At 45.2% G+C, this 25072-nt stretch carries 13 protein-coding genes; 7 read left to right on the plus strand and 6 right to left on the minus strand.

The annotated features are described in order from the left end of the window. Positions 1 to 76: 76 nt before the first annotated feature. Complete coding sequence (locus tag PCAR9_RS19650) at positions 77 to 1462, plus strand: glycerophosphodiester phosphodiesterase family protein (protein WP_179985048.1); 1386 nt, start codon at positions 77 to 79, stop codon at positions 1460 to 1462. A 58-nt stretch (positions 1463 to 1520) separates the two neighbouring features. On the opposite strand, the gene PCAR9_RS19655 is transcribed toward PCAR9_RS19650, so the two are convergent. Then, a complete protein-coding gene (locus tag PCAR9_RS19655; protein ID WP_179985049.1) occupies positions 1521 to 3803 on the minus strand; it encodes a sensor domain-containing diguanylate cyclase in 2283 nt (760 codons plus the stop codon). 270 nt (positions 3804 to 4073) lie between these two features. Here PCAR9_RS19655 and plsB point away from each other — a divergent pair, with 270 nt between their 5' ends. Beyond that, positions 4074 to 6527, plus strand: coding sequence for a glycerol-3-phosphate 1-O-acyltransferase PlsB (gene plsB, locus PCAR9_RS19660; protein ID WP_179985050.1), 2454 nt, complete (start codon positions 4074 to 4076; stop codon positions 6525 to 6527). A gap of 291 nt (positions 6528 to 6818) precedes the next feature. Here plsB and ilvA read toward each other — a convergent pair whose 3' ends face one another. Beyond that, positions 6819 to 8366 (minus strand): threonine ammonia-lyase, biosynthetic, encoded by a 1548-nt coding sequence (ilvA, locus tag PCAR9_RS19665; protein ID WP_179985051.1) that lies wholly within the window; start codon positions 8364 to 8366, stop codon positions 6819 to 6821. Continuing rightward, positions 8366 to 10216, minus strand: coding sequence for a dihydroxy-acid dehydratase (gene ilvD, locus PCAR9_RS19670; protein ID WP_179985052.1), 1851 nt, complete (start codon positions 10214 to 10216; stop codon positions 8366 to 8368). Before ilvD ends, ilvA begins: the two co-directional genes overlap by 1 nt. Before the next feature lie 427 nt (positions 10217 to 10643). On the opposite strand from ilvD, the gene PCAR9_RS19675 reads away from it, so the two are divergent. Together PCAR9_RS19675 and PCAR9_RS19680 are read left to right on the plus strand one after the other, a co-directional pair. After that, positions 10644 to 11261 carry a trimeric intracellular cation channel family protein gene (locus tag PCAR9_RS19675; protein WP_179985053.1) on the plus strand — a complete coding sequence of 206 codons (618 nt, stop codon included), beginning with the start codon at positions 10644 to 10646 and terminating at the stop codon, positions 11259 to 11261. Between the two features lie 203 nt (positions 11262 to 11464). After that, complete coding sequence (locus tag PCAR9_RS19680; protein ID WP_179985054.1) at positions 11465 to 12979, plus strand: YifB family Mg chelatase-like AAA ATPase; 1515 nt, start codon at positions 11465 to 11467, stop codon at positions 12977 to 12979. 19 nt (positions 12980 to 12998) lie between these two features. On the opposite strand, the gene ilvY is transcribed toward PCAR9_RS19680, so the two are convergent. Further along, positions 12999 to 13871, minus strand: coding sequence for an HTH-type transcriptional activator IlvY (ilvY, locus tag PCAR9_RS19685; RefSeq protein WP_179985055.1), 873 nt, complete (start codon positions 13869 to 13871; stop codon positions 12999 to 13001). A 157-nt stretch (positions 13872 to 14028) separates the two neighbouring features. Between ilvY and ilvC the strand changes: the two genes are divergently transcribed. Next, positions 14029 to 15507, plus strand: coding sequence for a ketol-acid reductoisomerase (gene ilvC, locus PCAR9_RS19690; RefSeq protein ID WP_179985056.1), 1479 nt, complete (start codon positions 14029 to 14031; stop codon positions 15505 to 15507). A gap of 149 nt (positions 15508 to 15656) precedes the next feature. Here the strand turns inward: ilvC and PCAR9_RS19695 are convergent, their stop codons facing one another. Further along, a complete protein-coding gene (locus PCAR9_RS19695; RefSeq protein ID WP_179985057.1) occupies positions 15657 to 16907 on the minus strand; it encodes a multidrug effflux MFS transporter in 1251 nt (416 codons plus the stop codon). A 139-nt stretch (positions 16908 to 17046) separates the two neighbouring features. Beyond that, positions 17047 to 19032: an alpha/beta hydrolase family protein gene (locus PCAR9_RS19700; protein ID WP_179985058.1), complete on the minus strand. Its 1986-nt coding sequence runs from the start codon at positions 19030 to 19032 to the stop codon at positions 17047 to 17049. Positions 19033 to 19308: 276 nt separating this feature from the next. On the opposite strand from PCAR9_RS19700, the gene PCAR9_RS19705 reads away from it, so the two are divergent. Next, positions 19309 to 21147 carry an autotransporter assembly complex protein TamA gene (locus PCAR9_RS19705; protein ID WP_179985059.1) on the plus strand — a complete coding sequence of 613 codons (1839 nt, stop codon included), beginning with the start codon at positions 19309 to 19311 and terminating at the stop codon, positions 21145 to 21147. Continuing rightward, complete coding sequence (locus PCAR9_RS19710; RefSeq protein ID WP_179985060.1) at positions 21144 to 25046, plus strand: translocation/assembly module TamB domain-containing protein; 3903 nt, start codon at positions 21144 to 21146, stop codon at positions 25044 to 25046. Before PCAR9_RS19705 ends, PCAR9_RS19710 begins: the two co-directional genes overlap by 4 nt. Positions 25047 to 25072: the final 26 nt, after the last annotated feature.

Below are 25072 nucleotides of genomic sequence, written 5' to 3' on the forward strand. Positions count from 1 at the left end.
ACGCTTAGCGTAATTTTGGGCAGATGTTAATTACCCTACAAATAAAACTTAATTCATTAATTACAATGGAAAATTTATGAAACTAATTAAAAAAATACTTACGGTATTAGTCGTCACTCTAAGCTTAGCAGCGTGTGATGACGACTCTGTAGAAGTCGTTGAGCTAGAAAAACAGGTAGTTGTCGAAAACACAGTAACCGTGGTCGAAACAGTTGAAGTTCCTGTTATCGTTCAAGTACCGGCTGGAGAGGCCCCGAATATACAGATAGGGGCGCGCCCATCTTTTCTTGTAGAGGATATGGATGATGGAGAGCTAAAGACTGCACTACAACAATGTAGTGAAGGCCCGTTTTATAAAACAGATTTTTCAATTGGGCACCGTGGAGCGTCACTGCAGTTCCCGGAGCACACGAAAGAAGCCTACGAATCAGCGGCAAAACTTGGCGCAGGGATAGTAGAGTGTGACGTTACATTTACTAAAGATAAAGCTTTAGTGTGCAGGCATTCGCAGTGTGACTTGCATACTACAACGAATATACTCTCTACCGATTTGGCTGATAATTGCTCTGTACCCTTTACACCGGCCGACCCTGAAAATGGCATTGCCGCCCAAGCGCAGTGCTGCACCAGCGATATAACACTCGCAGAATTCAAAACGCTAAAAGGTAAAATGGACGCAGCGAACCCAAATGCAACCAATGTAGATGAGTATTTAGATGGTACAGCAAACTGGCGCACAGACTTATATTCATCAAAAGGTACCCTGTTAACACACGCAGAAAGTATAGAACTGTTCAAAAAGTTAAATGTGAAAATGACACCAGAGCTTAAAACGCCATCTGTTCAAATGCCTTTTGATGGTTTCACACAGCAACAATATGCTCAAAAGATGATAGATGAATACAAAGCAGCAGGCATTGAACCAGAAAATGTCTGGCCGCAGTCATTTAACTTAGCAGATGTGAAATACTGGATTGAGAATGAACCAGCTTTCGGCAATCAAGCGGTGTATCTAGACGATAGATATGGCGCCCAAAGCGCAGATGGCGAAGATGGCGTCACCGCTGAGCAATTAGTTAATAATCCCGAACTGTTAACTCCAACTATGGAACAACTTGTTGCAGATGGGGTACAAATAATTGCTCCACCAATTTGGGTCTTATTGACGGTTGAAAATGAAAAGATAGTGCCTTCCCCATACGCGATTGCGGCGAAAGAAGCAGGGCTTGATATTATTACATGGTCTCTAGAGCGCTCTGGATTGCTGAATACAGGTGGGGGTTGGTATTACCAAAGCGTTAATGGTTCTTTGGGCACTGATAGCTCAATCGATAACGATGGTGACGTTATGACTGTGCTTGATGTACTAGCAAAAGATGTGGGCGTACTGGGTGTGTTTTCTGACTGGCCAGCAACAACAACATATTATGCAAGCTGTATGGGACTAGCACCTAGTATATAAAAGTTGGAGGGCTTAGGGCTGTAAAAAACGTGTTTTCTAGCGTTGCCCTAAGTTCCCATCACTCTAGAATAACTTGATTTCGGCCATTCTTTTTCGCCGTATATAGCAGTTTATCAGCTTTAGAAAGTAACCCACTAAAGTCAAGATTCAAGCTATCCTCAGCAAAAACGGCGCCAATACTTATTGTTACAGATATCGTGTCTTTCTTGTATTTAACTTCTGTTTTTTCAACAGCCTCTCGAAGTTTGTTAAATCGCATTTCTTCGTCTTTTTTGTTGTCTGAAATTGCTACTATCGCAAACTCTTCTCCACCAAGACGTGAAACAATATCGGGCTCCACATAATATTCTTCTATGAGGTGGGCTACTGAAATTAGGGCTTGGTCCCCTGCATCATGCCCATAAGTATCGTTAACTTTTTTAAAGTGGTCTATATCTATTACCGCTACGCTCACTCTATTGCTTTGTGCAGAGAGTTGATGGCATTTATCAACAAAAGCTCGCCGATTGTACAGCCCAGTTAGCGAATCAGTCATAGCCAGCTTTCGCAACTTCTCTTCAGCTATCGCACGCGCTTCTTCCAGCTCTACCGCGTAGAAAAGACCTGCTAATGCGTCTAATAAAGGTTGTAAAAACTCTGCATCATCTAAGGCGTAGGGCTCGAATTTATTGGCTAAACCAATCATGCCCACTACTCTATCTTTAACCTTAATCGGTAGCCCTAAAAAACGACTAATGCGGGGGTGCCCTTGCGGTACCCCTTTTGAGCTTGGATGACTTCCTGAGGCATTACTTAACGTTACCTCACCGGTTAAAATTGTGGTACCAAAAAGGTTATCAAAGTTATCGAAATACAAGTTCCGCTTTTTGTACTCGTTGTATTGCGAGAAGCTGCTGCTGTCCCACACTATTTCAGAAATGGCATGAATAAACAGCTTCGAGGCATCGCCTTCGCCTTTCATTTGCCCAATGAAAGCAAACTGACTATCCGAGATATCAATGAGCTCAGGCAATACTGTTTGGCAGGCCATGGTTAAATCGTTGTTCTGAAGATAAGAGGCACGGGTTTTATTTATAAATTGAAGTAGCTGGGTTTTCTTTTTCTCATGAAGTTCGCTTTCCATTCTCTGGGTAATGTCGCGATGAATACCAGCAACGCGAATAGCCTTACCCGCAGCGTTAAATTCCACAGTTTTTCCATAGGTTTCAACCCAAACCCACGTGCCGTTAGTATGTTTCATGCGAAAGGTAGTATTGAAAACCTTGCTCTCACCAATAATGTGTTCATTTAACTGCTTTTCTACTTTTACATAGTCCGCAGGGTGAATTAACTGCCTGAAAAAGCGAGAGCTGGTATCATAATACTCATATTCAAGGCCGACGATATCACACCAACGTTTATTTACTTGGTTTACATCAGCGGCCAAATTCCAGTCCCACGTACCTAATTCAGAGGCTTCCAATAGCAGGCGCATGCGCTGGTTCGTTTTGTGAAGTTTGTCTTCAACATATTTTTGATCGCTGGTATCGAAAAGAAATGCTTGCACTGAATACAGCATCCCGTCTTCACGAAAGCTTGCCGTAGAAATCATGCTCACCCAAATAGTTCGCGTAGGGGTGGCTATTTGAAGGCGGCATGAATGGGTTTCCACACCTTCCATATGCGCCTGCATAGCAAAAGTAAAGTCGCTTTCAGCGTCTTGAGTTAGAACATCGCCAAGCTCTACAGCGCCGCATAGTAAGTCTTGTGCCGATATACCCAATACACGCTCACTATTTTGAGAAATATGAACTAGCCGTAACGACGTAGTATTTCTCCAAGTGGCCAACACTATAGGGGACTTTTCAATTAAACCGTGTTCGCGCTTAAGTGCCTCATGTTCCTTTGATAGAGAAATATGCTGGCTAACAAGCGCACCAATTCTATTCAGCACTTCAAGGTATTGGGCATCGATTTCTCGAGGAACAGTATCAATAAGACATACAGCTCCGATAATCTCATCATTAATTTCAATGGGAGTTCCTGCATAAAAGCAGATGTGCGGCTCTCCCGTTACTAACGGATTATCTTTAAATCTGGGGTCTTCATGTGCATTGTTAACAACAACTTGTTTGCGCTCTTCTACCACATGACTACAAAAAGCATGCTCACGGCTTACTTTAGAAAGAGTAGTTCCATATCGCGCTTTGAATGTTTCTTCAAATTCACCAACAATTCCTATTAGCGCGATAGGCACCTTATATGCCCCTGCTAACACCATCATAAGATCGTCAAGATCCAACGGCACCTCATTGCTGAGCAAAAAGTCATCAATCGTCTTCAATCGGTTTTGATCATCCACTACAACATGCTCATATTCGTTAATCTTTATAAAAATAGTAATAGTCACCACTTATAGCAATTTAAATACTGCTAATGTTGCATTGCTCAAAGGGTAAGTGAGGTTTACTCTAAAAAACGCTTAAATACACAGATACTTTTGAACATCTTGAACTTACCGCTAGGTAGGGAGTCTGTAAAACAGGCAAATCAATAACATTGGCTCGTCGCGAGATTGTGACGCGATTGTGTTACACTTCACCCGTTTTTATTTCATAGGATTACATAATTCATGTCGTGGATGCGAAAAGCCCTTTTGTCGGTATTTCATTATCCTGTTAAGTTACTGGTTAAAGCTCACAGTATTCCAGTTAACGTTGAAACCGAATTAGGAATAGATAAGAGCAAGCCTATTGTTTATCTACTTCCCACAAACTCAGTGACCGACCAGCTTGCGCTGAGAATGTCGACCAAATACCTAGGCCTTCCTAGCCCAACAGACACACTTACACTGGCAGGTAGAGAGTATTCGTCTACTCTATTTTTACGTAAAACCCAACCTCTTTTTCGCTCATCAGCCAAAGATACGGGAATTGAAGACGTTTTCACTGACCTTTTTCATTTGCACAGAGATCACGAAAACCTCGACTTACAGGTAGTTCCTGTTTATGTAACCTGGGGTCGAGCCCCAGGCCGTGGTAATCCGGGCTTAAGCGATTTAATAGCTGATAAGGCTGCACCGAGCTGGCTACGTAAACTTTTCATCGTGCTGTTTTTAGGCAGAGATAACTTTATTAATTATTCTAAAGCTGTTTCAGCGCGGGCCATGTCAAATCAACACGGTAGTGATCAGAGCATCGCCCATAAGCTTGTACGCGTAGCAAGTACTCACTTTCAACGTAAGCGTCAAAGTATGACGGGCCCTACTCTGCTAGAGCGACAAGAACTCAACAACAGTGTATTGGGTTCGGATGCAGTACGCCGTGCGATCGCGGAAGAATCAAGAAGCAAAAAGGTCACTCACGAAAAGGCCAAGGAGCGGGCTCAAAGCTATATCACCGAAATTGCTGCAGATTATCGTGAAGGGCTTATCCGCTTTGGCGACAGACTGCTAACTCGTATATGGAACAAAATTTATAACGGTATTAGCGTAGGCCACGCAGATCGCATTCGCGAGTTGGCAGCTAACGGGCACGAAATTATTTATGTACCTTGCCACCGCAGTCACATGGACTATCTGTTATTAACCTACGTGATTTATCACGAAGGTATGGTAACGCCTCACATTGCAGCAGGTATCAATCTTAACTTTTGGCCCGTAGGAAAAGTATTCCGCCGAGGAGGGGCTTTCTTCCTTCGCCGGAGTTTTGCAGGCAACAAGCTTTACACGGCAGTGTTCAGGGAATATTTAGAGCTGCTGTTTAACAAAGGCTATTCTGTAAAGTACTACCCTGAGGGTGGACGCAGCCGCACGGGCCGTTTAATACCGCCGAAAACCGGTATGCTGGCCATGACAATTCAAGCCATGCTTAAAGGCGTTAACCGCCCAGTTAGTATTGTTCCTGTCTACATTGGCTATGAAAACGTGATGGAAGTGAAGAGCTACCTGAACGAACTTAAAGGGTCAAAGAAGAAAAAAGAGTCTAATCTTCAGGTGTTTTCAGCCATTCGTAAACTTAAGAATTACGGGCATGGGTATGTGAACTTTGGTGAGCCTATCGCTCTTAATCAGTTCCTTGAAAGTCATGTCCCGAATTGGCGCGACTGTCGCGATGCCGAACCAGAGAAGAAGCCTGCTTGGTTAACGCCTGCCGTTAATGAATTAGCTAACAACGTCATGACGCGTATCAATCGCGCTGCGGCACTTAACGGCATGGCATTAGCTTCGCTATGTCTACTGTCTTCTAAAAGGCAGACTATGAGTGAGGTTGAGCTTAAACAAGCCATGGATGACTTCATGAACTTGTTTAAAACAGTGCCCTTTAGTGATGACGCCACTATTCCAGATTCATCAGCACAAGAATTGCTTCGGGATACATTAAAGTTAGGTCGTTTTGATGTTAAAGAAGACGATTACGGTCGTTTGATCAGCCCTCAGCCTAAATCTGCTGTATACCTGACCTACTATCGCAACAATATTTTGCACTTGTTCGCCATACCAGGTCTTATCATGGCGTCTATCTTCGCTAAGAAGGGCGCAACCAAGAACAGTATTTTCCAACTGATTGCAGCACTTTATCCTTTGCTGCAAAAAGAACTGTTTTTACATCTAACGCAAGATGAAGCGCTTGCGCATACTGATGCGCTAATCACGGCGATGTTAGACAACGGACTGCTGCGCCAAAAAGACGGTGAGCTTTTACCACCAGATGCACACTGCAAGCAGTTCCATTCTGCTTGGTTATTAAGCCGCTGTATGCAAGAAACATTGCAGCGTTATGCCGTAGTGCTGACGATTCTTGATAAAGAAAAGGTGATTAGCCGCAGTGCATTAGAGCGAGAAAGTAAACAAGTCGCTGAGCGCTTATCAGCCCTTTATGGCTTAAGCTCTCCTGAGTTTTACGATAAGAACGTATTGTCTAGCTTTATCGGCGCGCTGAAAGATAACCATTGGTTAGATTCAGAAAAAGACGGCAGCTTAAAATACTCGGAAGAGTGTGAAGCCTTGCGGGCTGACGTGATGGCGCTGATATGGCCTGAGATGATTCAGCATTTGGAAAATGTTGCGCTTAACTCGGCAAATTAGCGTTGTAAGCAACAAAGACTATCGCTTTGTTAAAGGCGTAAAAAAACCCATGCATCCGCATGGGTTTTTTATTGAGCGTATTGTTAACTTAAAACTATATTTCGATAGGTACTCAGCCAGACTTCCATAGAGGCTGATATAGTAAAGTTGAAATAGTGCCGCTTTGTATCGCTCCTCGGTAAACCTGCGCTTAACGTGAAGCAATACAAAGCGAAAAAAGGTTTAAAACGAGCTAAGTTTCGCTTTTGAATGTATAGCTATCAAAGGCTGCTGTGCATAGCCGGCAAAACGTTATGCTGGTTGCGACAGAAAAAAGCGATACGCAGGGTTATCCGTTACTTCTTCTACCTTATAGCCTAATTCAGCTACATGCTGGTTAAAGTCATCCCTGCTTTCTGGCGCAATGTCAAAACCAACCAATACCAAGCCTTCCGCAGCTCCGTGGTTACGATAGTGGAATAAAGTAATGTTCCACTGCTCGCCCAATGTATTTAAGAAGTTTAGTAGTGCACCTGGGCGCTCCGGAAATTCAAAGCTGAACACCTGCTCGTTTAAAATGGTCGGCGGGCGGCCTCCTACCATATGCCGAACATGAAGCTTTGCTAACTCGTTATCAGTTAGGTTAACGCAGTCATATCCTTTACTTTCAAGGTCACTTTGAAGGGACGCAAATTCTTGTTGACCGCCCTTTAGCTTAACCCCAACAAAAATATGCGCTTCGCTCTCACTTGCATAGCGATAGTTGAATTCAGTAATCGCTTTTGCCCCTACGCATTCACAAAACTGTTTAAACGCGCCTTTAGTTTCAGGAATTTTAACGGCAAAAACGGCTTCTTTCTGCTCACCTAATTCACAGCGTTCAGACACATAGCGCAGGGTATGAAAGTTGATGTTTGCGCCACATAAAATACCGCCTAGCTTTTTACCTTTAAGGTCATGTTGCTTGGCATATTTGCGAATTGCCGCTACCGATAATGCACCAGCAGGCTCGGCGATAACGCGAGTATCATCGAAAATATCTTTTATAGCCCCGCAAATCTCATCATTGCTAACCGTAATAGTTTCATCAACTAAGCGGTTACACAGGCGAAAAGTTTCTTGCCCCATTACTTTCACAGCCACGCCATCGGCAAAAATACCTACGCTTTCCAACTCAGTAGGCTCGCCTTGCGCTTTTGCTTTAATGAAACAGGCCGACTCTTCTGACTCAACGGCTACAATCTTAATACTGGGTTTGAGTTGCTTTAAGTACACCGCAATGCCTGCGGCTAGACCGCCACCGCCAACAGCAATAAACAAAATATCCAGGTTTGGGTTTTGCTCTAACAGTTCTCGTGCAACAGTACCTTGTCCGGCGATTACATCGGGGTTATCGAAGGGCGGAACAAAGGTATACCCGTGGGTATCACACAAATCTTTGGCATGGTTGCTTGCCTGGTCGAAGCTGGTGCCATGCAAGACTACATTTACGTTATCACCACCGAAGCGACGTACAGCGTCCACTTTAATGTCAGGGGTGGTTTCGGGCATTACGATAGTTGCTTGAATGCCCTTCATTTTTGCACTGTATGCTAAGCCCTGGGCATGATTACCCGCTGATGCGCCAATAACGCCAGCTTGAAGCTGTGCTTCACTTAACGAACAAATACGGTTGTAGGCACCGCGCAGCTTAAAGCTTTTTACTGGCTGCTGATCTTCTCGTTTCAAAAAGATCTCGTTGCCAAGCTCCGCTGAAAGCAAAGACATATAAGACAGTTCACTGGCCACCGCCACATCGTAAACGGGAGCGAGTAATATCTTTTTCAGATACTCGTGGTCGCTAACGTGCTCGTTTTCCATTACAAGTCTTCCAACTTACTGACATCGCGCACTGCACCTTTGTCGGCACTGGTTGCCAGCGCGGCAAAGGTCTTAAGTGATGTAGACACTTCGCGTACACGATCTTTCGGTTTCCAAGGCTTATCGCTTGCTTCCATTTTTGCGCGGCGCTCGGCAAGTGCTTCATCAGAAATAACGATGTTGATGCTTCGGTTAGGGATATCTATTTCAATCTTATCGCCGTCTTCAACTACGCCAATGCCGCCACCGCTGGCAGCCTCTGGTGAACAGTGACCGATAGACAAGCCACTTGTACCACCACTGAAACGCCCGTCGGTTACTAGCGCGCAGTGCTTACCTAGGCCCTTCGATTTCAAGTACGACGTTGGGTACAGCATTTCTTGCATACCTGGACCACCGCGAGGGCCTTCATAGCGAATAAACACGACGTCACCGGCTTTTACTTCATCGCCCAATATGCCTGCCACTGCATCATCTTGGCTCTCGTAGATACGCGCGGTACCGTTAAACTTTAGGATGGACTCATCCACACCTGCGGTTTTAACAATACAGCCATCTTCGGCCAAATTGCCGTATAACACCGCTAAGCCACCTTCTTGACTAAATGCATTCTCGATAGAGCGAATGCAACCATTTTCACGGTCGGCATCGGCCTCATCCCAGCGACAATCTTGGCTAAAGGCTTTTGTCGTACGAATACCCGCAGGGCCCGCGCGATAGAAGGTGATAGCGTCTTTGTTCTCTGGGTTGGTTATGTCCCACTCGCTGATAACCTCAGTAAGCTGCTTGCCTAAGACGTGATTCACATCGGTATTTAGTAAGCCTGCCTTGTTCAACTCGTTCAAAATACCCAGTACGCCGCCGGCACGGTGAACGTCTTCCATATGATATTTAGGGGTAGAAGGCGCCACCTTACACAAGTGAGGCACTTTGCGAGACAAGCGGTCGATATCATCCATAGTGAAAGGCACTTCACCTTCCATCGCTGCCGCTAGCAAGTGCAGAATGGTATTGGTCGAACCACCCATGGCGATGTCTAGGCTCATGGCGTTTTCAAACGCTTTAAAGTTAGCAATGTTCCGCGGCAATACGCTTTCATCATCATCGCCGTAGTAGCGCTTACAAAGCTCTACAATTTGCTTACCGGCTTGCTTAAACAAACCTTCACGGTCGGCGTGAGTGGCGAGCATAGAGCCATTGCCCGGAAGTGATAGACCTAACGCTTCAGTTAAGCAGTTCATTGAGTTTGCAGTAAACATACCTGAACACGACCCACAAGTAGGGCAAGCAGAGCGCTCAATTTCGTCAGTGTCGGCATCGCTCACTTTATCATCAGCAGCCGCTACCATGGCGTCAACCAAATCAAGCTTAATCAGCTGGTCTGAAAGCTTGGTTTTACCCGCTTCCATTGGGCCGCCAGATACGAATATAACGGGCACGTTCAAACGCATAGACGCCATTAACATTCCCGGGGTGATCTTGTCGCAGTTAGAAATACAAACAATGGCATCCGCGCAATGTGCGTTCACCATGTACTCCACTGCATCAGCAATGATTTCACGAGACGGAAGACTATACAGCATGCCGCTGTGCCCCATTGCGATACCGTCATCTACCGCTATAGTATTGAATTCTTTGGCGACACCACCGGCTTCTTCCACGCTGCGCGCTACTAGCTGACCGAGGTCTTTGAGGTGAACGTGCCCAGGTACAAACTGCGTAAATGAGTTAGCAATAGCAATAATAGGCTTGCCGAAATCAGAATCTTTCATTCCGGTTGCACGCCATAGCGCACGAGCGCCGGCCATATTTCTACCTTGTGTGGTAGTTGCAGAACGTAACTTGGGCATAAATCCTTCCCGTTAATTTTAGGTGCTAGGGTTTAATGCTAGACCTTTGTGTGAAACTTAAAAACAGTGGTAAACCAGTAATGCTTTGGCTTGTTTTCCAATACGCGCTGTTTTACTCAAAATTGCATGTCATACTGATGATGTATTAAATCATCTTAGGTCGTTTAAGCGAAGGGCGACAAAGCCTTACTGCTTACAGATCAGTAGCGCTTTGTTTTATATGATATCTTTGACTTACAATGCCGTATTCCGTTGACATTATAAAAATGAAATGTTGTTCGTTAGGGGTTATGGCATTCCCCTACACGCAATACGCGATAAACCGCGAATTGGTATTGCGCAAAGAAATAGCATGAAACACACGGTTTGATCAAGTTTTTTGCGGTAGAAATAGCGAGTTCTTAAGAGTAGTAAAAGGGTAATAAGCATGTTCGATTGGTTTCACTGGTTAAACCTAGCAGGCGTTGCTGTGTGTGCAATTTCAGGCACCCTTATGGCTTATCAAAAACGCATGGATGGATTTGGCGTGGTAGTGCTTGCCAGTGCTACAGCCATTGGCGGAGGTACATTGCGAGATGTGATGCTAGATGTACCCGTGTTTTGGATTGCCGATACCGATTACTTGTACACCACGCTAATTGCCGCCTTTATACCCATTGTTTGGCTGCGAATTAGCCCACGCTTCCCTTTTCACTACCTGTTAATTGCCGATGCTTTTGGGCTAGCACTTTTTAATGTAGTAGGCATAGAGAAAGCCTTAGCCAACGACACAGGCATGGCAGTGGCGGTAGCAATGGGCACTATTACTGGTGTGTTTGGAGGGTTGTTACGCGACGTCATCTGCCGCGAAGTACCGCTGGTACTAAACGGCGAGCTTTATGCGATGACCTGTATCGCTGGCGGTATTGTATATGGCATCGCACTTGAATTTAACCTTGCTACCCAATGGTGCGGTATTGCAGCTCTTGCAACCACCGTATTGTTTAGATTAGGCGCCATGCGCTGGCATTGGCAGCTACCTGTATTTTACAACGATCATTATTAGCATCTAACCTTCGTTGCCGAGCAGGGTAATCAATGACTTAGCTCGGTGAGTATTGGCGATAAATCCCGTCGTTAGTACAGTTACATCTTTATCCCACTCTCACTAGAGTTTATGCCCAAAGCGTTAACTATTTAGCCGCACTTGAGTTTTGAAATTTCAATTAGGCGAACAATGAGTGTGTAAGAAGAGAGGGTGTTCACAATATGGGAATGGCTGTTGTTAAAACCTTTGCAGGGCAGGGGGTGTCTGCACCAGAGGTAAGTGTTGAAATTCACTTGGCTAATGGACTACCTGCCTTTCAACTGGTCGGTATGGCTGAAACCAGTGTAAAAGAAGCCCGTGAGCGGGTGCGCAGCGCGCTAATTAACAGTGGTTTCGAATTTCCTGCTAAACGTATAACGGTTAATTTAGCGCCGGCTGATATCCCAAAGTTCGGCGGCCGGTTCGACCTTCCTATTGCCGTTGGCATTTTAGCAGCATCGGGTTACATTTCAGATATTAGCCTGCTTAATATTGCCTTTGTGGGCGAGTTAGCGCTAAACGGTGAGATTAAACCGGTTAACGGGCTTATTCCTGTAGTGATGACGGCAGCGAACGAAGATATAGCCCTGGTGTATCCGGGAGATAACGATGTTGAAGCAGCCTTGGTTTCCCACGCCACACGCTTTCCCGCCTTCGATCTTCTATCTGTTTATGAACACCTTACTGGTAACAAAAAGCTCGCCAAAGGCCAGCCTTTCACCTCTCATTCATCACGCAAATCCCCAACGGGTTGGGATGATATTATCGGTCAAGAGCAGGCTAAACGGGCCCTAATTATTGCAGCTAGCGGGGCTCACAACCTACTGATGGTAGGCCCGCCAGGCACAGGTAAAAGCTTGCTTGCCAGCCGAATGTTGTCGCTATTACCGGATATGAGTGAAGAAGAAGCCTTGGAAGTCGCCGCTATTCACTCAGTGAAAGGCGAAAAGCTAAATGCTGAACGTTTTCTAACCCGCCACCTGCGCTCCCCCCATCACACAAGTTCTGCGATAGCGCTTACTGGCGGTGGTTCTAACCCTGTGCCGGGAGAAATTTCACTGGCCCACAACGGCATCTTATTTTTAGACGAACTCCCCGAATTTGGCCGAAAAGCGCTGGATGTATTGCGCGAACCGCTTGAAACTGGCGACGTGCATTTATCCCGTGCATCAGGAAGTGCAACGTACCCCGCTAATTTTCAACTCGTAGCCGCCATGAACCCAAGCCCTACTGGGGATATTGACGACAACCGCCTGACACCTCAGCAACAACTTAATTACTTAAACCGTTTGTCAGGCCCGCTGCTAGATAGAATAGATATACAAGTCGAGGTGCCTAGACTACCAGACTACGACTTGCCAGAGCGGGGCAATAGACCTGACGACTCGTTACATGACATGCGGGAAAGGGTGATAGCTGCACGGCAAAGACAGGACTCTCGACAAGGCAAAGCCAATGGCGCTCTACACGCGGGGGAGCTTGCCGACATCTGTTTGCTAGATGACGCAGATCTCCTCTTTTTACAGGCAGCCGCGAAACAGCTTAATTTATCTATGCGCGTATTTCACCGCACGCTAAAAGTGGCTAGAACCATTGCCGACCTTGAAGAAGAAAACACCGTATCAAGGGCGCATATCGCGGAAGCTCTGGGCTATCGAGCTCTCGATAACCTTATAAAGCAGCTCAGTGCTAGCTAAGCGTAACTAATAAAATAACTTACCCTCGGGAATGCAGGTTTAGCTGCATAAAGGCATTGATAAGCGGTTCGTTTTGCTTATCTTGTAAACAGCATAGGCCAAGGGCATAAGGCTCGATATCTTCAACCTGAATTTGGGTTACCGCATTAGCCATACTGGAGTGATCGAGCACTACCTTTGGCACAAAGCCTACACCACACTCTAGCGCTACCATGCTTACAATAGCTTCGTTACCGCCTACATAGGCATACACGTTAGGCCGAATACCGTGCTCGGCAAACCAGTGATAGGCGGTGCGTCGAGTTGGCCCGGTTTCAGGCATTATCACCTGATGCTTGGTCCAATCTAGCTGACTTAGCTGAGTAAGTCGCCATTCCCTTGGCGCAATAAGAACCAAAGGCACGTTATCAAGAGCGGTGAAATGCAAATCTGTTGGCATGTCAGGGGTATAAATAGCAATAGATAAATCACACTGCTTACTTTTAACTTTCTCTATGGCAAGGGCAGGGTCACCGGTTATTAAACGTATATCTACCCCCGGGTGTTGCTGCCTAAACTGCCTTAGCATAGCGGGCAAATGGCTTTGACTAGCAGTTACCGAGCAAAATACGCTTAGTTCCCCCTGAAGTGCATCGCTATCTTCTTTTAAATCAATTTTTAATTGCTGCCAATCAGCTAGCGCTTGTTTTGAGAAGGATAGTAGCTTGTGCCCACTATGAGTGAGCGCGACCTTACGGTTATCTCGTTTGAACAAGGTACAGCCTAACTCGTCTTCAAGGCGCTGAATTACGCGGCTTAAAGTAGATGGCGATACATACATGGCCTCAGCGGTAACGCCGAAGTGTAGGCTGGTAGCCAAGTGGTTAAAGAGCTGTAGACTGCGAAAATCCATATACATTTCACTTTATGCAATATTATCTTGCAAATATATCATTTTCCAAAACAAAAGAAATCTTTTAGTCTCACTACCAAGTCGTCATAGACGAGGTCTGTCAACGCCAAGGTCGGTGTTTGATATTGACAAAAATGAATGTTGTTCGGAAATTTTTATGGCTAATTATTTCAACACCCTGTCACTTCGCCAGCAGTTAGACCAGCTTGGCCGCTGCCGTTTTATGGCACGCGATGAATTCGCTGACGGTTGTCAGTTCTTAAAAGGCAAGAAAATTGTCATTGTAGGCTGCGGCGCGCAGGGCCTTAACCAAGGCCTGAATATGCGTGACTCAGGGTTAGATGTTTCTTATGCGCTGCGTCAGGCGGCGATCGATGAGCAACGCGACTCTTACAAACGCGCTTCAAGCAATGGATTTACTGTTGGTACATATCAGCAGCTTATTCCAGAAGCTGATGTAGTTTACAACCTAACACCTGATAAGCAGCACGCAAGTGTAGTTGAGGCAGTAATGCCGCTTATGAAAAAAGGTGCAACCCTAGGTTACTCACACGGTTTCAACATTGTTGAAGAAGGCCAGCAAATTCGTAGCGATATCACAGTAATTATGTGTGCGCCGAAAAGCCCAGGCTCAGAAGTACGTGAAGAATATAAGCGTGGCTTTGGTGTACCAACACTAATAGCTGTGCACCCAGAAAATGACCCTGAAGGGAAAGGTTGGGATCAGGCTAAGGCACTGGCAAGTGCAACTGGCGGTGACCGCGCAGGTGTACTTGAGTCTTCATTTGTGGCTGAAGTTAAATCTGACCTTATGGGTGAGCAAACCATCTTATGTGGTATGCAACAAGTTGCAGCAGTACTTGCGTTCGAGAAAATGGTTGATGATGGTATCAACCCAGGTTATGCAGGTGCGCTAATTCAGTACGGCTTAGAAGCCATTACTGAAGCACTTAAGATTGGCGGTGTAACTAACATGATGGACCGCCTATCAAACCCTGCAAAAGTGAAAGCGTTTGAGCTTTCTGAGCAGTTAACTGATTTACTTCGTCCGCTATTTGAAAAGCACCAAGATGACATCATCAGCGGTGAGTTCTCTCGCACCATGATGGAAGATTGGGCAAATGGTGATGCGAATCTACTTAAGTGGCGTGAAGAAACCGGTGAAACCGCGTTTGAAAACGCACCAGCTTACGAAGGTGAAATCAGCGAACAAGAATTCTTTGACCACGGCATTTTACTAGTTGCCATGATCAAGTGTGGTGTTGAGGTTGCGTTTGACGTAATGGTTGAAGCTGGAATTCTGCCTGAGTCTGCGTACTACGAATCACTGCATGAAACACCGCTAATTTCTAACACAATCGCACGTAAGCGTTTGTATGAAATGAATGTGGTTATTTCAGACACAGCAGAATACGGAAACTATTTGTTTGCTAACGCAGCAATTCCAATTTTGCGTGAGAAATTTATGCCTACCATCGATACCAGCGTTATCGGTAAGGGTTTAGCTTCTGCTTCTAACCAAGTAGAGAACAAACGCCTTGTTGAAATTAACGAAGCCATCCGTTCACACGGTGTGGAATCGGTAGGTAAGACCTTGCGTGGCTACATGACTGACATGAAAGCCATCATAGGATAGGACAGTTTCTGTCGTTAGGTGCTTAACTAAGCCCTCTTGCCCGACCATTTTGGTCGGGCTTTTTTATGCCTGTAACTCAGTGAGTCACGTATCCTTTACAGCGAACTGCTTAGCTAAATCAAAGCAGTTAATAGCAACCACTTATCTCTTTAAGAAACAACCACTTCCCGAACGCGTTCAGCGAAGCGAACTGATGCATAAGCTAACGCAAAAAAGATAAGAAAACCCCAACCTATTGGCATCAAATTCCCGTTTAAAAAACTATCGACAATAAGCGCAACGGGCACTGAGAATAAGCTTGAAAAGCAGCCAATAATGGCAGCACCTAAGCCTGCCATATCGCCAAGAGGCTGCATTGCCATAGCGTTTAAGTTACCAAACAGTATGCCCACGAAGAAAAAGCCAACAAACATAACGGCCACAGTAGGAATTAACGGCGGCAGGCCATCGTAAGCAAATAACAGTGCCAAATACACCACCGCAAAACAATTTACTCCTTTAAGCGCAAATCGACAGAGCTTGCGCATGCCGAAGCGCATTACCATTTTTCCGTTAAAGTAAGAGGCAAGACCGATAGAAAAAGCAAGAGTAGCGAAGATATAGGGGAACCACTCTCCAACATTGTAAAACACAGTGAAGATGGTCTGTGACGCGCTTAAATATGCTAAAAACGCCCCGAAGATACAGCCCATTGCAAAGGTATAACCCATCACTTCGGGGTGGGTCAGGATAAATTTTGAGGATTTAAAAAAATGTGCGCGCGAGAATTTTCTGCGCTTCGCCCGAGGCAAGGTTTCTCCCTGGCGAGAGAAAAACCAGATTCCAGCCATAGTAGCCACTATGAGGAACATAGTGAAAATATGAAACCATGACGTCAATTCCATCACAGTTTGCCCAATAATTGGGGCCAACATGGGCACCAATATAAACACCATCATGATAAACGACATGACTTTTGCCATGGCATCACCCACGTATAAATCACGAATAATGGCCATTGAAGCTATGCGAGGCCCCGAAACACCAAACGCTTGAATAACCCGCCCAACCAGCATGGTTTCAAGGTTAGTGGCGAGCATGCATACAAAGGTACCCAACGCAAAAATACATAAACCCACTAAAATGGTAAGACGGCGGCCGCGGCTATCTGAAAAGGGGCCAAAGAACATTTGACCAAACGCCATACCTAAAAAGAACACGGTGACAATCAGATGAGTTTGATGCGCCTCTTGCACATTAAGTGATTCACCAATTTGAATAAGTGCGGGCAACATAGCGTCTATACTAAGTGCCACCAGCGATGTCATGGTCGCCATCAAAGCAACAAATTCAACAAGGCCAAGGGCGGGCTTTTGCACAACTGCAGTATCATCAGATACGCCATTAGATGTCTGGGGCATAAAGTCTCGAATATGAAATTAAGTGAGGGAATTAAAAAAGGCGCGAAACCGTCGCGCCTTGATTAGTATAACTGAAACCTGGTTAAAAAGCCGTCAGATTTGGCTATCTTATCGTAAATACTACGATCTTTAACGAGTCTTATTCCTCTGACAGACTAGCTGTTACCGCCTCGCCGTTCTTAGTCGGTTTCAGATATTGGTCTAAAAATATATCCATTTCTTTAAAGAATAGGTGGCGATTGCGCTGAATAGAAAGGCTGTGGTCTCCATTTTCAAGCTCTACGTATTTAAAAACTTTGTCGTAGTCTTCTAACTCATCAGCCATATAGCGGCTGTGAAGAGGTGGAACAACACGGTCTTCTTCGCCATGCACGAGTAGAATAGGGGTCTTGATCCCTTTTGCGTTGTAATAAGGCGAGCGTGCTTCCAAATCATCGTAGTCGTCACCAATTTGATTTTTAACAAATTCGTTATTCAGGAAACGGCGAGAATGAATGATGACGTGCTTAAGCGAACTGACACCAGCAAAACTTACAGCGCATTGAAATAGTTCAGGCGTTTTAACTGTTGCCATTAATGCTGCATAGCCGCCATAACTTGCGCCAACTATGCACATATTATCTTGCTCTGCGTATCCCTTTTCTACCATCCAACCTGCGGCGTCAGTGATATCGTCTTGCATAGCTAGGCCCCATCCTTTCATTTGGCTTTGCGCAAAACTATAACCATAGCCTCTTGAGCCTCTAAAGTTTGGCCTCAACACCGCGTAGCCTTTCGAGGTGAAGTATGCAGTCCAGTAATCGAAACCGCTGAAATCCCGAGCCCCCGGTCCGCCATGAGGATGAATAATGGTTGGGAAGGGCCCGTCCCCCTTAGGAAGGGTTAAATATGCTTCAATCTTGATACCATCTCTGGCTTCGTACTCAATAAGTTTATGCTCGGAAAGTTTCGTCGAGTCTATTTGGCTGTATTGCTCAAATAGCATGTTCAGCGTGCCTTCCTTGCGGTTACCCAATAAATACACACCGGGCAATATGTCAGACTCAGAATAAACAATATAAGTTTGCTCATCGTCACTGAAACTAACTAACGTGTTGTTATAATCAGGAAGGCCCTGGTCGATACCGTTTTGAAGTGCAACATAGCGTTCATCCCAATAAAATCGGCCGTCATGACGCACGCCGATAGCATCTCGCGTAACGGGTGAATAAATAAGGCTGCCGTTGACGTCATAGCCTTCGTCGGCATATACCTCAGTTCGCTCGTTGGTTTTAAGGTTTAGGCTATATAATGCGCGATAGTCGCCCTTGTAGCCTTTGTAATAAAGAATATTTGGGTCTTTAGCAAAGCCCACTGGATATTCGCCCTTCTCCGTCATGGCGTTATAGGCAAACAAGGTTCGCCAGCCATCTTCTTCTTTTAGGAAGACCTCGCGCTCACCGCTATCATAATTAAGTGAAACGCCAATACGAACGTTACTTTGTTGATCGGTAAGCCAATCTCTGATGCGCTTTTTACCGCGCATAATGCGACTTACGCCTCCTGTATTAACATTGACTTTATACACTGAAGGTAAACCTAGCACCTCGGCATCTATTGCTATAAGCACATGATCTGGGTCATCAGGTAGCCAATCGATAACGTCATCTTGAAATTGAGGAATGTGGTTAGGATTACCGGCACGACGCTTAATTCGTTCCCATTCAACCATATTAAACGCGCCGCCCTCGCCATCGAATTTAATACTTAACAAGCGGGTGTCATGCACTTTTGTGGTACCACGGCGAGTTTCATAGCGCGCGCTAACCACGACACGTTCATTGTTCACCCACTTGTACCAATTAATCTTTACACGTTCATTGTCAGAGCGAAGTAGGTAATGCTTTTCACCCTTTTCCAAATCGAAGGTGGCGAGCATGGCAAACGCATCTCCTTGTTCAACATTTTGAACAAAGGCGATTTTTGTTCCATCGGGTGACAAAGATGGCGTCCAATAGGTTGGCAGCGAACTAAACGCATCGTAGGCATTTTTCTGAGTAGTCGACTCAGCGCTCAACGTAGTTGAAATAGCTAACAATAGTAGAGCAATAAGCGTAGCTGGTGAGAAAGCCTTTCTGTAAGACATAACATTCCCTTGTAATTTTTTATTATGGGCGGAACTTAGCTAATGAGTAAGCCTCAAAACCATGTTAATTCGAGTATACAAATTTGTGACCAAATGTACAAAAAACCAACCCATACGGGTTAATATAGATAATATTGACGCAATAATTTGATCTCTCGTCGTACTTTGCGAATACAAAATGCAGATATGGTATTATTAACCACAGATATAATATGGATTTTACCCTAAACCAGTAAGCTTCTAAGCCCAGCGTTACCTTAAGGATCTAGCCTTTTCATGCCTTCAACTTGGAGCGGGCTTGCCACTTTGCAAGGCCTATTTTCACGACAATTAGTGCGCAAAATATCCAAAGCAGACTCTTTATTAGCTAAGGCGTTGTTGTGCGTGCAGCTGTGCTTGCTGTGCACGGTATCTTTTGCTCAAGAGTCAATTACCTACGATGTTCAAGGTGTAGAAGACGCTAAGCTACGTAACAACATTCGGCTGCATTTAAGCGGACTTGATGTCGAAAAAGCATTACTAACTGACCCTTATTGGCAAGACGAAGTGGCAGAAGCGGTGGCGACGGCAGTACAACCCTATGGCTTTTACAACAGTGAAACCAAGGTACGCATACAAGAAGGGGACAAGGTCACAGTAACGGTTTCTTTGAATACTCCTCTTACTATCAACAAAGTTACCCGAGAAATCATTGGTGCTGGTCGTGAAGATAAAGCATTCAGAGAGCGTTTTAACTCACTTAAACTCAAAGAAGGTGATGTGTTAAATCAGACCATCTATGAGTCATTTAAATCTTCCATGTTTAATTACGCTCTTTCCAATGGTTATTTTGATTATTTCTGGCAGGCAACACGGCTAGATTTAGTACGTGACGAAAAACAAGCAAACGTGCTGCTAATTGCGCAAAGCGGACCTCAATATAAGTTTGGTGAACTCAAATTCGTAGGTGATGATAAAGCTAAAGCGATTATTAAACGCCTAAAACCTTTTAAAACTGGCGATGCCTATTCATCATCAGTGTTAGGCGATTTTAACAGACGTTTAAATCAGTCAGGCTATTTCAACCGGGTCATAGCAAGGCCAGTAGTCAGCGACGCAGAAGGCTTACTGGTTCCTATTGAAGTCTCGCTTCAACACAGACCTACCGATGCATTTAATGTCTCGGTAGGTGCGGCTACTGATACAGGTCCGCGAGTACGTTTGGGTTGGGAACGTCCTTGGGTTAATGACAAAGGGCACTCGGTTTCATCAGATATTTTTATTTCAGAGCCTGAACAATCGGTTACCGCCGACTACCGCATTCCAATGAAAAATATCACTCGCGACTATGCCAGTATCGAAGCGGGCTACCAGTTTATTGAGTACGCCAATACGTCATTTGAAAGCGAAACCCTTTCTTTGTCAGCACATAGATACACGCAACAAGATGGTTCGCCCTGGCAACATGATTATTCAGTAACCTACCTTAGAGAGACTTACGATCAGGGGGACCTTGATACTAATACCACCTCGTTAGTTTTACCGGGCTATTCACTAACCTACCGAGATAAAGACGACGAGCTCAACATTGGCAACGGCACCTATGTTCAAGTGCTGGCTCAATATGGCAAAGAGGGCTTTGGCTCAGACATTGACTATGCTAAAACTGCCGTTGAAGGCATGTTAATTCGTACATTCGCTAATAAGCACAGAATAACTTTACGCGGAGAAATTGGAGCAATTAAAACAAACTCTTTCGATGACGTGCCTGCTTCACTTCGCTTTTACGCTGGAGGCGACCAAAGCGTTAGAGGGTTTAGCTATCGTGATTTGTCGCCGAAAGCAGATGTTATTAACCCAGAGACTGGCGAGCTTGACCTTGAATCTATTGGCGGAAAGTACCTAGTCACATCAAGCATAGAATACGCGTACTCAATTGCAGATAACTGGCGAATAGCCGCTTTCGTAGACGCGGGTAAAGCTGCAAACGATATAAGCGACTCCCTCGCTTATGGTATAGGCCCTGGGGTTCACTGGCTGTCACCTATTGGCGCTGTAAGAGTATATTTAGCCAGAGGGCTATCAAAACAAGAAAATGATTGGCGTATTCACATAATCTTGGGGCCTGAGCTATGAGAAAACGTACAGTTTCTGCCATCTTGCTCTCGCCTGTACTGCTATTGGTTGCCATTTATGCGCTACTCATCAGCCCGTTGGGCGGCCCAACAGTAAAACTTATCGCGAACAGCTTTGTTACAAACCTTTCCATTGATGATATCGATGGCAGTTTTGCCGATACCCTTGAAATACACAATTTACACTGGGAAAACGCGCAGTGGCGCGTGGCATCGCAGTACGCCTATATTGATATAACGTGGCGTTGTCTTTTTGAGCCAAAAGTCTGCGTAAATGAACTCACGCTTGAAAATGCCACGTTAACGCAACTCGCTGCTGCTCCAGAAACAGTTGAAGAAACCAACACTGGCGATGAATTTTCTTTGCCTATTCCCATTGAAGTAGGGTATCTAGCCCTTGCAAACATTAACGTTGAGCTTCTTACCACAACCGTTGAAGTGGATGAGCTAGAGCTTGCAGATTTCAGCGGCGACCAGACGCTGGCTCTTGACAGTTTAGCCACGAAAGGGGTTCGTATAGCCCTGTTAGAACAAAATACAAAAACAAGCTCACCAGCAGCAAATACAGCTTCTCAAGCTCAGCCTTCCACGTCAAAACAGACACCTAAACAAAGTGCTGAAAAAACAGCAGGGCTAGCGACACCAGATGAAGAAAGCGCCTTGCCTAAGTCATACTCGCTTAGCTACGAGGTGCCTGAATTACCAACAATCACCGCTCCTATTCCCATATCGCTTGGTACTTTATTGGTTGAAGACTTACACGTTACCCAAGGCGATAGCACACAACAAATAGCATTGATATCGCTGCTCGACGCACAGTTCAAAGACAGTGATATTGCCATTGAAGAAATGGTTGTCGCGCATGAACAAGGGGAAGTAAAAGCAAAAGCGAGCGCCACCCTTAGTGGGAACTTCCCGCTAAGCATTGCAGCTAGAGCAAAGACAGTACTTGATGATGCTCCCCTTACCGTAAACTTAAACGCATCGGGGGCACTTGATGATTTGGCACTTTCCGTCAACACAACGGGGGCTGTAAACGCCGACGCTAATTTGGCAGCAAACGTTCTTAATACCGAACTCCCCATTGAATTCACTGCAAAGTGGCAAGAACAACCCATTCCAACAATGGAAAGCGCCACGTTAAAAGCAGGTACGCTGACACTTGAAGGTACTATGGGCGATTACCAGTTAAAAGGCACCGGTGCAGCAATCTTGCCAGACATAGGTAATGTGCCTGTATCCCTGGATGTTGTGCTTAAAAAGAACAATATTTATGTCAATCAGGCGAATATTGAGGCGCTAGAAGGTAGCTTAGTCAATACAGGTACCCTTTACCTAAACGAGAGTATTGCTTGGGAGGGAAAAACCACGCTTTCAAACGTGTCTGCACAGCGTTTCAGCGCTTACGCACCTGAGAACTTAAGCGGCGAGATAGAGAGCATTTTACAGTACTCAGAGCGTGGCGGGCTGCATATGAGCTTTAAAGATATGCAGGTATCTGGCGTGCTACAAGGTGAACCACTAGAAATAAAAGGCAACGCCGTGTATGCCGGCCCCAGTGACTTATTCGTTACTAACGTAAACATCGTGCAAGAAGGGGAAAATGAAAAGAACGTTATTCGAGCTATTGCACAAGTCTTAAACAAGCGTCATTTAAACGCCGATATTACTATTAACGCAAACACAATAAATAATCTTTACCCAGAAGTATCCGGTGCGATAAATGGTAAGATATCTGCCTCTGGTCCGTGGCAAAATCCACGTGCTAACGGCACGTTAGATTTATCCAACATCACTATATCACCAAATTTAAATGCCTCTGCTGCGCAGCAAGGACCGTTGAGCGGCGAGATAACACTAGATGGCACTTATAAAGATCACCAAGCACAGCTAAACCTTTCGTTACCCGATAATCAAATTGCCTTCAGCCTTAACGGTTCATGGGCAAACAATCATTGGATAGGTGAGATAAGCGATACCCAGCTAGAGCTTGCTAATATGCAATGGGCGTTATCAAGCCCGTTCACACTTGATATAGGCACCGCGCCTGTGACTGCCAAAATAGGCCAGCACTGCTGGACATCACGTCGCGAAGGAGAGCTGTGCATCTCGAACGTGAATTATCAAGACAGCAAAGCAAGTTGGGATATCAAAGCAACGTCACTACCTGTAGGGCTGTGGGCGAATGAACTAGTGCCAACTATGGTTTCAGCGCCTTCTGAAGCTACATTAAGTATTCAAACAAAAGGCAGTTATTCACAACAAGATCCTATCGATGCGACTTTTACTGCGTCAATGAGTGCAGCCCCGTGGCAATTAGGTGAAACCAGACCATTAACGCTTACCATTAACTCATTTGAAACTAGCGGTAAAATAAAACAAGGGCAGCTGGAGTCAACCTCACTGATCTCCAGTCAAGATATCGGTGATGCAACACTTACGTTAAACACCCGACCGTTTGAAGAGGAAATACCTTTGGACGGTAAGTTGGTCATGGAGGGACTTGATGTAGCGCCACTGAAACCTCTTTCTCCCGCTATTCGCACCTTAACAGGGGTGCTTAACGGTAATATTACTCTTAGCGGATATGTCAATGACCCATCCCTAAATGGCGAGCTTACCGTTTCTAACGGCGCAATAGATATTCAAGATACGCCTGTCACATTAGCCGACTGGAATCAAAAAGTAGTGCTTAGCGACCAAACTGCAGCGCTTGATGGCAGTTTTATACTCGGAGGAGGTAAAGGTACGCTAGAAGGTGAACTCGACTGGTCATCAGAGCCTAGCGCTAACTTCAAGTTAAAGGGCAACAGCTTTGAAATAAGACAGCCAAACATTCGTCTGAAGGTATCGCCTAATATTGATGTTGCCGCAACTAAAGAGAAGGTCGATGTAACGGGCGATATTAATATTCCGTGGGCCCGTATTGAAGTAGAGTCCTTACCTGAAAGTGCAGTGTCACCGTCAAAGGACGTTCACTTGCGCGGAGAGCCAGACAAAGAAGAGCCGCTGGATATTGTTCATGCATCTGTGTTGGTTAATATTGATAAAAACAAAACAGAAGAGGTAAAGCTTGAAGCCTTTGGCCTTACGGCTAGCCTATTCGGCGGTATACGCGTGAACACTCAGCCGGCGTTAGTTGGCTATGGAGACCTGCAAATAATAAACGGGCGCTACAGCGCCTATGGTCAGCAGTTGATTATTCAAACCGGCGAAGTGCAGTTCAACGGTCCTATCGACCAACCGCTGTTACTGGTAGAGGCTATAAGAGACCCGGCTAAAACCGACGATGATGTGATAGCAGGTATTCGTATTGACGGAGCCGCTGACGCACCAAGCATCAACCTTTTCTCTGAACCCTCTATGGACCAGCAGGGCGTATTATCGTATCTATTAACGGGGTCTGGGCCAGATTCAGGCAGTTCAGCAGATCCTAACTACGCAGCACTCCTATTAGGTTTTGGGCTGTCGAACACGGAAACCCTTACCGGGCAGTTAGGTAGTGCTTTAGGCATCGACGACTTTAGCTTGAGTACCAATGAAAACTTGCTTTCTGTTACCGGCCAAATCAACGACCGGCTTTCGGTGGAATACAATGTGGATGTAGGTATAAAAGATAACGATGCCAATAGCACCTTGAGACGTCGACAACTCCCACCTGATTTGGCACTTAAATATCAGTTACTACCTAGCCTGTATTTAGAGGCAATCCAAACCACACTGGAAGATCAATCAGAATTTGCGTTAGACCTTTATTATGAGTTCTTTTTAGGTGATAACAGAACTCGCAAAAGCGATAACGATGATGATGACAGTGATGATACCGATGAGGTTGATAATAATTCAGAGTCATCACAGAGAAGCAACGCTGAAACCTCAAGTTCCAGCAAAGACAACTAAACGCTCTGTGGTAATGCTTTGAATTT

Origin of the sequence: Alteromonas macleodii (genome assembly GCF_903772925.1) — a bacterium.
Lineage (GTDB): Bacteria > Pseudomonadota > Gammaproteobacteria > Enterobacterales > Alteromonadaceae > Alteromonas > Alteromonas macleodii_A.

Bases quoted from the DNA above. Each gene is read 5' to 3' on its own strand.
- PCAR9_RS19650 (WP_179985048.1), top strand. From the start codon at position 77: ATGAAACTAATTAAAAAAATACTTACGGTATTAGTCGTCACTCTAAGC.
- plsB (WP_179985050.1), top strand. From the start codon at position 4,074: ATGTCGTGGATGCGAAAAGCCCTTTTGTCGGTATTTCATTATCCTGTT.
- ilvA (WP_179985051.1), bottom strand. From the start codon at position 8,366: ATGGAAAACGAGCACGTTAGCGACCACGAGTATCTGAAAAAGATATTA.
- ilvD (WP_179985052.1), bottom strand. From the start codon at position 10,216: ATGCCCAAGTTACGTTCTGCAACTACCACACAAGGTAGAAATATGGCC.
- PCAR9_RS19675 (WP_179985053.1), top strand. From the start codon at position 10,644: ATGTTCGATTGGTTTCACTGGTTAAACCTAGCAGGCGTTGCTGTGTGT.
- PCAR9_RS19680 (WP_179985054.1), top strand. From the start codon at position 11,465: ATGGGAATGGCTGTTGTTAAAACCTTTGCAGGGCAGGGGGTGTCTGCA.
- ilvY (WP_179985055.1), bottom strand. From the start codon at position 13,871: ATGGATTTTCGCAGTCTACAGCTCTTTAACCACTTGGCTACCAGCCTA.
- ilvC (WP_179985056.1), top strand. From the start codon at position 14,029: ATGGCTAATTATTTCAACACCCTGTCACTTCGCCAGCAGTTAGACCAG.
- PCAR9_RS19695 (WP_179985057.1), bottom strand. From the start codon at position 16,907: ATGCCCCAGACATCTAATGGCGTATCTGATGATACTGCAGTTGTGCAA.
- PCAR9_RS19700 (WP_179985058.1), bottom strand. From the start codon at position 19,032: ATGTCTTACAGAAAGGCTTTCTCACCAGCTACGCTTATTGCTCTACTA.
- PCAR9_RS19705 (WP_179985059.1), top strand. From the start codon at position 19,309: ATGCCTTCAACTTGGAGCGGGCTTGCCACTTTGCAAGGCCTATTTTCA.
- PCAR9_RS19710 (WP_179985060.1), top strand. From the start codon at position 21,144: ATGAGAAAACGTACAGTTTCTGCCATCTTGCTCTCGCCTGTACTGCTA.